Source organism: Micromonospora sp. NPDC049049, assembly GCF_040649115.1.
In the GTDB taxonomy this organism is placed as follows: domain Bacteria; phylum Actinomycetota; class Actinomycetes; order Mycobacteriales; family Micromonosporaceae; genus Micromonospora.
Genome location: NZ_JBEZEX010000018.1, coordinates 134,768 through 143,926 on the forward strand (window position 1 = coordinate 134,768; position 9,159 = coordinate 143,926).

The following is a 9,159-nucleotide window of genomic DNA, read 5'->3' on the forward strand; positions in this document are numbered from 1 at the left end:
CAGTCGAGGACGGCCAGCAGAGCGAAACGAATTCCCCGCTGCGCCCGGGGGGCGCAACGCCTGCGCCGATCTTGCAATTTCGGTCGTCGCAATAGGCGGGATGCCAGCTATGTCGGGACAGAAAGTGCAAGATCGGCGCGGGGTGGCGCGGGGTGGCGCGGGGGTTCACGTGTTGAGCGGTCAGGCCAGGCCGGCGCGGCGCAGGGCTTCCGCCATCGCGTCGTTTGCCGGCGCCGCTGCGCCCTGCCTTTGCTGCCCGCCGCGACCGGCCTGGCCGCTGCCTCGACCGCCGCGACTGTCCTGCCCACCGCGAGCACCCTGCCCGCCGCCGCGACCGGCCTGGCCTTCGCGACCGGCCTGGCCGCTGCCTCGACCGCCCTGCGGCGCGCGCTGCGCCGGGCCGCCACGCCCCTCCTGGCCCGCCCGACCACCACCGCCGCCACCACCGGCGGCGGGTTCGTCGTCCAGGCGCAGGGTCAGCGAGATCCGCTTGCGGGGTACGTCCACGTCGAGCACCCGGACCTTGACCACGTCGCCGGACTTCACCACCTCGCGGGGGTCCTTCACGAAGGTCCGGGACATCGCCGAGACGTGCACCAGACCGTCCTGGTGAACCCCGACGTCGACGAACGCGCCGAACGCGGCCACGTTGGTGACCACGCCCTCCAGCACCATCCCCGTCGTCAGGTCGCTGATCTTCTCCACCCCCTCGACGAAGGTGGCGGTGCGGAACTCCGGGCGGGGATCCCGGCCCGGCTTCTCCAACTCGGCGAGGATGTCGGTGACGGTGGGGAGGCCGAACCGGTCGTCGACGAAGTCGGTGGCCCGCAGCCCGCGCAGGATGCCGCTCTTGCCGATCACCGAGCGCAGGTCCTGCCCCGTGGTGGAGAGGATGCGGCGCACCACCGGGTACGCCTCAGGGTGCACGCTGGAGGAGTCCAACGGGTCGTCGCCACCGGGGATGCGCAGGAAGCCGGCGCACTGTTCGAACGCCTTCGGCCCGAGCCGCGCCACCTTCTTCAACTCGGTACGCGTACGGAACGGCCCGTTGGCGTCCCGGTGCAGCACGATGTTCTCGGCCAGGCCGGCGCCGATTCCGGAGACCCGGGTCAGCAGCGGCGCGGAGGCGGTGTTGACGTCCACCCCGACCGCGTTCACGCAGTCCTCCACTACCGCGTCCAGCGACCGGGACAGCTTCACCTCGGACAGGTCGTGCTGGTACTGACCGACGCCGATCGAGCGCGGGTCGATCTTGACCAGCTCCGCGAGGGGGTCCTGGAGGCGGCGGGCGATGGAGACCGCGCCGCGCAGCGACACGTCCATCCCGGGCAGCTCCTGGGAGGCGTACGCGGAGGCGGAGTAGACCGACGCGCCGGCCTCGGAGACCATCACCTTGGTCAGGCCGAGCTGCGGGTGTCGGGCGATCAGATCACCGGCGAGCTTGTCGGTCTCGCGGGAGGCCGTGCCGTTGCCGATCGCGATCAGCTCCACCCCGTGCGCCCCGGCCAGGCGGGCGAGGGTCTCCACCGACGCGTCCCACTGCCGGCGCGGCTCGTGCGGATAGATCGTGTCGGTGGCGACCACCTTGCCGGTGGCATCCACGACGGCCACCTTCACGCCGGTCCGTAGGCCCGGGTCCAGGCCCATCGTGGGCCGGGTGCCGGCCGGCGCGGCGAGCAGCAGGTCCCGCAGGTTGGTGGCGAAGACCCGGACGGCCTCCTCCTCGGCCGCCTGCCACAGCCGCATCCGCAGGTCCGCGCCGAGGTGGATGAGGATCCGGGTACGCCACGCCCAGCGGACCGTGTCGGTCAGCCAACGGTCGGCCGGGCGGCCCGCGTCGGACACCCCGAACCGGCCGGCGATGGCCGCCTCGTACCGGGTCGGGCCGGACGGTACGGCCTCCGCCTCGCCCGCCTCCTCCGACTCCATGGTCAGGTCGAGCACGCCCTCCTTCTCGCCCCGGAACATCGCCAGGATCCGGTGCGAGGGCAGCTTCGGGTACGGCTCGGAGAAGTCGAAGTAGTCGGCGAACTTGGCGCCGGCCGTCTCCTGACCCTCGCGTACCCGGGAAACCAGCCGGCCCCGCGACCACATCTGCTCGCGCAGCGTGCCGATCAGGTCGGCGTCCTCCGCGAAGGTCTCGATGAGGATGGCCCGGGCGCCCTCCAGCGCGGCGGCGGCGTCGGCGATGCCCTTGTCCTCATCGACGAACCCGGCGGCGGTGGCCTTCGGGTCCTGACCCGGGTCGGCCAGCAGCGTCTCGGCCAACGGGGCCAACCCGGCCTCGCGGGCGATCTGCGCCCGGGTCCGCCGCTTCGGCTTGTACGGGAGGTAGATGTCCTCCAGCCGGGACTTCGAGTCGGCGGCCATGATCTGCGCTTCCAGGGCCTCGTCGAGCTTGCCCTGGGTGCGGATCGACTCCAGCACCGCGGCCCGCCGCTCGTCCAGCTCGCGCAGGTAGCGCAGCCGCTCCTCCAGGGTGCGCAGCTGGGTGTCGTCGAGCAGGCCGGTGGCCTCCTTGCGGTAGCGGGCGATGAACGGCACTGTCGAGCCGCCGTCGAGCAGCTCCACGGCCGCCCGCACCTGACGCTCGGCCACGCCGAGCTCGTCGGCGATCCGCTGATGAACAGACTGGGTCACGATCTCGATCCGCCTTCGGGAGTGGGTACCGGTTGCATTCTGCCGGGCGGCCCCGGTCGCTGTCGCCGCGCCCGGCCGGGGCGGCAGACCGAACCGCAGCGCCGGGCCGGGGTGACCGGCGGCGGTCCCGTCGGGCCTGCGCTAGCGTTGCGATCATGGAATCTGCTGCGGAGCCGCGCGCCCGGCGGCTCTTCGGCGGCAGCGCCCGGGCCCTCGGCGACCTCACGGCCAACCCGTTCCGTGCCGACCGGGACCGGATCGTCGGCTCGCCGTTCTTCGCCCGCCTCGGTGGTGTCACCCAGGTGATCAGCCCGGTCGGCTCCGGGCTGCTGGTGCACAACCGGCTCACCCACAGCCTCAAGGTCGCCCAGGTGGCCCGGGCGGTCGCCGAGCGGTTGGGCGCCGACGAACGGTGGCGTGACCTGCTGGACAAGCTCGGCGGCTGCGACCCCGACGTGGTGGAGGCGGCGGCGCTCGCCCACGACCTCGGCCACCCACCGTTCGGGCACCTGGGGGAGCGGGTGCTGGACCGGCTGGCCCGCCAGCGTCTCGGCCTCTCCGACGGTTTCGAGGGCAACGCGCAGTCGTACCGCATCGTCACCAGCACCGAGATCCGGGGCGCGGCCACCACCGGGTTGGACCTGACCGCGGCGGTCCGCGCGGCGATGCTGAAGTACCCGTGGACCCGCCTGGACCACCCCGACCCGCACCCGCGCACCATGGACCCGCCGCCGCGCGGCGCGACCCCGCCGCCGGACGACCCGGAGAGCGGGTCGTCGAAGTTCGGCGCGTACCGGACCGAGCTGGACGACCTGCGGCAGGCCCGGGCACCGTTCGCCGGCCGCATCCCGGACTGGCAGCAGACCGTCGAGGCGTCGGTGATGGACACCGCCGACGACATCGCGTACGCCATCCACGACGTGGAGGACTTCTACCGGGTCGGGGTGCTCCAGCAGGGTTCGGTCTCCGCGGAGTTGATGGCCTGGCAGCGCGAGAGCGGGCAGCTGCGGGCGATCACCGACGCTGCGCTGGCCACGGCTGCCCGGCGACCCGGGGCGGCGATCGAGCGGCTACGCCGGCAACTGCACCGCAAGGACGCCTGGATCGCCGACGACGACGCGTTCGCCGCCGCCGTCGAGCACGTCCGCGAGGAGTTGGTGGACGGGCTGCTCGCGATGCCGTTCGACGGCTCGATCGAGGCCGAGCAGTACGTGGCCCGGTTCTCCGCCCGCTGGTCCACCCGCTTCGTCGAGGCGATCACGGTCACCGAACAGCCGTCGGTGCGCTCCGGGCACGTGCTGCTGGGCTGCGCCCAGTGGCACGAGGTGCAGGTGCTCAAGTTCGTCCACCACCGGTTCGTCCTGGCCCGCCCGGACCTCGCCCTGCACCAGCGCGGCCAGGCCCGGCTGCTGGGCACCCTGGTCGAGGCGCTCTGGGAGTGGCTGCTCGACCCGGAGGAGGAGTCCCGGCTGCCCCGCCGGTTGCACGACCTGGTCGAGCTGGCCGAGGCGGAGCTGCACCCGCGTACCCCGGACCGGATCGGTCGCGCCCGGGGCCGGGCCATCGTCGACTTCGTCGCGCAGCTCACCGATGGTCAGGCGGTGGCCATGCTCGACGCGCTCTCCGGCCGGTCCGGCGCGCTCTGGACCGACGCGTTCGTGCTCTGACCCGACGGCCGCCACAGGCGATGCCTGCGACGGCCTACCTCAGACGACGGCCTGCTGTGGCGTGCCTCAGGCGACCGCCTGCCACCACCCGTCGACGGCGGGCGGCTCGTCGACGACGACCCGCTCGCCGGGGCGGGGCACGGCGAGTCGCACGTCGCGGGCCTTCGCCTCGGCCCACAGCCGGTCGACGGGCTCGGACCAGTCGTGCAGGGCCAGGTTGAAGGTCGCCCAGTGCACCGGCACGAACAGCCCGCCGCGCAGGTCGAGGTGGGCGCTGACCGCCTCCTCCGGGAACATGTGGATCGTCGGCCAGGCCCGGTCGTACGCGCCGATCTGCATCAGCGTCACGTCGAACGGCCCGTGCTCGGCGCCGATCTCGGCGTACCCGTCGAAGTAACCGGAGTCGCCGGTGTAGAAGACCTTGCGGCGCGCCCCGGCCACCACCCACGAACTCCAGAGCGTGCCGTCGCGGCGCAGCCCGCGTCCGGAGAAGTGCTGGGCGGCGGTGGCGGTGATCTCCAGGCCGGCCACCCGGTGCGACTCGGACCAGTCCAGTTCGATGATCCGTTCGGCGGGTACGCCCCAGCGGTCCAGGTGCGCGCCCACTCCGAGCGGCACCAGGAACGGCGCGGACTGCCCGGCGAGCAGCGCCCGCACGGTGGCCATGTCGAGGTGGTCGTAGTGGTCGTGCGAGATCAGGATGGCGTCCAGCGGGGGCAGCTCGTCGATGCCCACCGGCGGCTCGTGCAGCCGGCGTGGGCCGACCAGACCCGAGGGGGAGCACCGCTCGCTCCAGACCGGGTCGAGCAGCACCCGCCGGCCCTCGATCTCGATCAGCGTCGAGGCGTGGCCGTACCAGACGATGTTGAGCTCGTCGGCGGCCTCCGGCCCGTCGGCGCTGGGTCGCAGCAGCGGGACGGCCGCGGTCGGACGCCGCTTCTGCTTGCCGAAGATCAGCTCGCGGACCAGGTTGCGCCCCGGCTCGGCGACCATCGTGCGGGTGCCGGCCCGGTTGTGGAAGGTGCCCTCCCGGAACTGCGGCGAGCGGGCCGCCCGTTCGGCCCGTGCCCCGCTGAGCCGGCCACCCAGGGCCGCCGGCACATCCCGGGCGACCCAGGCCAGGCCGGCCAGCGCGGCCAGGCCGGCGGCGCCTCGCAACCGCCGCCCGAGCGACCGTTCGACGTCCGTGTTCTGCGCTCGTGCCATTGCCGTCCCTCCGACGTGTCCGCCCTACACGGTAGTCACCCGGACCGAACCGTGCCTCGGTGGTCGCCACGCCGGGTCGGCCGCCGGCAGCGGCGACCGACCCGGGACGAGGTTCAGAGCGTGCTCAGCCGCCGTTGCTGGGGCGTCGGGCAGTGATCCGGAACGTCGTGCCCACGCCCGCGATACGGTCCACCGCCGCCAGGAACTTCGGGCCCATGGCGGCGCGGGCCTGCACCGCCGGGTGGGTCGCGCCGAAGTCCTCCGGGTTGGCCTGCCCGTCGGCGAAGAGGGCGTAGGTGAGCACCGCCGCGCCGGAGCGGTCGAAGATCACACCGGCCTCGTGCCGGGCGTCGGCGTACCAGCCGGCCTTGGTGGCGACCCGGGCCCGCTCGTCGGAGGACATGGTGCGCCGGATGCCGTCGGTGAACGCCACCGGGGAACGCAGGAGGCCCAACAGGTACGTCGTGGAGGCGGGGGAGAGCAGCGTGCCGGCGACCAGGGCGCGCAGCAGGTCGTGCGTCTCCCGGGGGGTGCTGGTGCCGAGGAAGAACCGGTTCGGGTTGGCCACCGGCTGGACCTGGGTGTTCGGGAAGCCCTTGGCGACCATGATGGAGTTGATCTCGGCGGCGGGGGCGACCAGCCCGCACAGCCGCACCGCCGTGTCGTCCGAGACGGTCAGCAGGTTGGCCAGCACGTGCCCGATGGTGACCAGGCTGGGGTACGCGCCGTCCAGGCTGAAGATGCCGTCGCCGCCCGGTACGACGATCGCCGCGCTCACCTCGACCTGCTGGTCCAGGGTGAGCAGCCCCCTGTCGACCTTGTCGAGCACCGCCGTGGCGACGGCGATCTTGTTGACGCTGTACGCCTCGATCCGCCGGTCCGCGTCAGTCTCGACCGCTACCACCGGCGCACCGGCCGGATCGGCGACGCTGACGTACGCCTGCCAGTTGCCGCCGGCCTCGGCGCTGTGCTTGGCGAAGGCGGAGGCGACCCGACGGGCGGCCCGAGCGGGGGTGGTCGGCGACGCCTCGGTGGTCTCGGCTGCGCTCGCCGGGGCGGCGGCGCCCAGCACGGTGCCGGCGGTGGCCACAGTGCCCAGTCCGAGTGCCGTTCTGCGGTTCAGTCGCATGGTGAATCGTCTCCCCGATCGTGGTGTGCCTGAGCGCTTGCTGGCCCACCACCCTAGGCGAGTTGATCGATGCACGACGCCCCCGAATGTGTCCCGAACAGTCCCGAACAGGTCAGCCGAACCGTCGGCGCAGCGCGGCGCCCACCGCGCCCACCGGCCCGGACACGAGTTGCCGCAGGTCGGGCAGGTGACCACCGCGTACCGCCTCGCCGGCCGGGTTCGCGGTGAAGACCGAGCCGTCGTGCGCGGCGACCGACCGTCCACTCAGGCCGGCCGCGCGCATCAACGGCCCGACGAGGACGTCGTAGACCCCTGGCAGCACGGTGAACCCGGCCCGCAGCACCACGTTGAGCCTGCCCACCGACACCTCCCGGCGGGGTCGGTCCACACAGTGCACGATGGCCCGGGCCACCCGCTGCGGCCCGGCCACCGGCGGCGGAGGTCGCCCGATGCGGCCCAGGTAGTTGGCCGCCTGCTGGTACACCGGTGTGTCCACACTGCCCGGGTTGACCAGGCACAGCCGGATCGCCGGGCTGTCGCGCAACTCCTGCTGCACCGTCCGGGCCAGACCCTGCAACCCCCACTTGCTCGCCACGTACGCGCCCATGTACGGCGCGGTGATGTGCCCGAGCACCGAACCGGTGAGGATCACCGTGCCGGCCCCGGTGGCCCGGAAGTGCCGCAGCGCCACCCGCACCGAGCCGGCCGCGCCGAGCAGGTCGGTCCGTACCACCTGGTCGAAGACCCGTTGCGGCAACTCGTCGAAGCGACCGTAGGCCATCACCGCCGCCGTGTGCACCCACACGTCGACACGGCCGAAGCGGTCGATCGCGGCCTCCGCGAGCGCGTCCAGCGCGTCCGGCTCGGTCACGTCGGTCGGCACTGTCAGCACGTCGACGTCGGCGCACTCAGCGCGTACCTCGGCCAGGGTCGTGGTGGCGCGGGCGGCGAGGACCAGGCGGTCGCCGCGCTCGGCGAACGCCCGGGCCGTCGCCCGGCCGATCCCGCTGCTCGCGCCAACGATCACGACCACCCGGCTCACGGCACTCTCGCACTCATGGTTCGAGCACGACCTTGATGCAGCCGTCCTCCTTCTTCTGGAACATCTCGTACGCCTGCGGCGCCCGAGCCAGCGGCATCCGGTGGGTACGCAGGTCCTCCACGCCCAATGGGTCGTCGTCGCCGGAGAGCAGCGGCAGGATCTCGTCGGTCCACCGACGCACGTGACACTGCCCCATCCGCAACTGGATGCCCCGGTCGAACATCTCCATCAGCGGCATCGGGTCCGCCTCGCCGCCGTACACCCCGGAGAGCGACACGGTGCCGCCGCGGCGAACCCCCTTGAGCGCGGCGTGCAGGACGGACAGCCGGTCCACGCCGGCCCGGTCGGTCATCGTCTGGGCCAGCTTGTCCGGCAGCAGGCCGACGGCGGTGTGGGCAAGCTTGCCTACCGGCGACCCGTGCGCCTCCATCCCGACCGCGTCGATCACGGCGTCCGGGCCCCGGCCGTCGACCAGGTCGATCAACGCTCCCGGCACGTCGGACAGTTGGCTCACGTCGATCACCTCGATGCCGTGCCGGCGGGCCAGCTCCAGCCGCTCCGGCACGAGGTCCAGCCCGATCACCCGGCCCGCGCCGAGGTGACGGCCGATCCGCGCGCAGAACTGCCCGACCGGACCCAGACCGAAGACGGCCAGGGTGCCGCCCGGCGGGGTGTCGGCGTACTTCACCGCCTGCCAGGCGGTGGGCAGAATGTCGGACAGGTAGAGGTAGCGCTCGTCGGCGCCGGTCTCCGGGATCTTGATCGGCCCGAAGTGGGCCTGCGGGACACGCAGGTACTCGGCCTGCCCGCCCGGCACCGAACCGTAGAGGGAGGTGTAGCCGAACAGGGACGCGCCCTTGCCCTCGCTGGTGACCTGGGTGGTCTCGCACTGCGCGTAGAGCTGGCGCGAGCACATCCAGCAACTGCCGCAGGCGATGTTGAAGGGCACCACCACCCGGTCGCCCGGCTTGAGCCCGGTCACCTCCGACCCGACCTCCTCGACGATGCCCATCGGCTCGTGGCCCAGGACGTCACCCGGCTTCAGGTACGGCCCGAGCACCTCGTACAGGTGCAGGTCGGAACCGCAGATCGCGGTCGAGGTGATTTTCACGATCGCGTCGGTCGGTTCCTCGATCCGGGGGTCCGGGACCTCCTCGACCCGTACGTCCCGCTTGCCCTGCCAGGTGAGCGCCTTCATGTCCCTCATCCCCTTCACGCTGCCGTCTCGAAGGACTGCTACCCGCGCTCGGGCACTTGAACCTGGCCGCCCGTCCCTGGCCTGTGGTCGTGGTTCCTGCGTCCTCCCTCCCGGGTCTGTCGGTGGCGGGTCTGTTGGTGGCCGGGTTTGTCGGTGGTTGCGGTGAGGGCTGAGGGCGACCGTCCCCGGCTTCGGGCGGTCAGGCTTCAAGACCCTGGTCTCCTCGTCGATGATCGACCGGGTCGCCGCCGACCTGGGTCGTCCGCTGCTGGAGGTG

Annotated in this window: 6 protein-coding genes; 1 reads left to right on the plus strand and 5 read right to left on the minus strand. The window is 72.7% G+C overall.

Annotation, left to right across the window (positions count from 1 at the left end; all coding sequences use genetic code 11):
• Positions 1-180: 180 nt before the first annotated feature.
• The gene (locus AB0B68_RS19830; protein WP_357261627.1) at positions 181-2,640 is read right to left on the minus strand and encodes a Tex family protein; all 2,460 of its coding nucleotides are present in this window, start codon (positions 2,638-2,640) and stop codon (positions 181-183) included.
• A gap of 155 nt (positions 2,641-2,795) precedes the next feature.
• On the opposite strand from AB0B68_RS19830, the gene dgt reads away from it, so the two are divergent.
• Entirely contained in the window at positions 2,796-4,307 is a 1,512-nt protein-coding gene (gene dgt, locus AB0B68_RS19835; RefSeq protein WP_357199849.1) for a dGTP triphosphohydrolase, read from the plus strand.
• A gap of 66 nt (positions 4,308-4,373) precedes the next feature.
• Here the strand turns inward: dgt and AB0B68_RS19840 are convergent, their stop codons facing one another.
• The 4 genes from AB0B68_RS19840 to AB0B68_RS19855 form a co-directional block, all read right to left on the minus strand.
• Positions 4,374-5,513: an MBL fold metallo-hydrolase gene (locus tag AB0B68_RS19840; RefSeq protein ID WP_357261630.1), complete on the minus strand. Its 1,140-nt coding sequence runs from the start codon at positions 5,511-5,513 to the stop codon at positions 4,374-4,376.
• 124 nt (positions 5,514-5,637) lie between these two features.
• Positions 5,638-6,642, minus strand: coding sequence for a serine hydrolase (locus tag AB0B68_RS19845; protein WP_357261633.1), 1,005 nt, complete (start codon positions 6,640-6,642; stop codon positions 5,638-5,640).
• Between the two features lie 112 nt (positions 6,643-6,754).
• Positions 6,755-7,684, minus strand: coding sequence for an SDR family NAD(P)-dependent oxidoreductase (locus AB0B68_RS19850; RefSeq protein ID WP_357199840.1), 930 nt, complete (start codon positions 7,682-7,684; stop codon positions 6,755-6,757).
• Between the two features lie 13 nt (positions 7,685-7,697).
• Positions 7,698-8,882: a zinc-dependent alcohol dehydrogenase gene (locus AB0B68_RS19855; RefSeq protein WP_357199908.1), complete on the minus strand. Its 1,185-nt coding sequence runs from the start codon at positions 8,880-8,882 to the stop codon at positions 7,698-7,700.
• Positions 8,883-9,159 lie beyond the last annotated feature (277 nt).

What these genes read in the sequence shown, in the direction of transcription:
- dgt (WP_357199849.1), top strand. Translation starts at nt 2,796, where the DNA reads ATGGAATCTGCTGCGGAGCCGCGCGCCCGGCGGCTCTTCGGCGGCAGC.
- AB0B68_RS19840 (WP_357261630.1), bottom strand. Translation starts at nt 5,513, where the DNA reads ATGGCACGAGCGCAGAACACGGACGTCGAACGGTCGCTCGGGCGGCGG.
- AB0B68_RS19845 (WP_357261633.1), bottom strand. Translation starts at nt 6,642, where the DNA reads ATGCGACTGAACCGCAGAACGGCACTCGGACTGGGCACTGTGGCCACC.
- AB0B68_RS19855 (WP_357199908.1), bottom strand. Translation starts at nt 8,882, where the DNA reads ATGAAGGCGCTCACCTGGCAGGGCAAGCGGGACGTACGGGTCGAGGAG.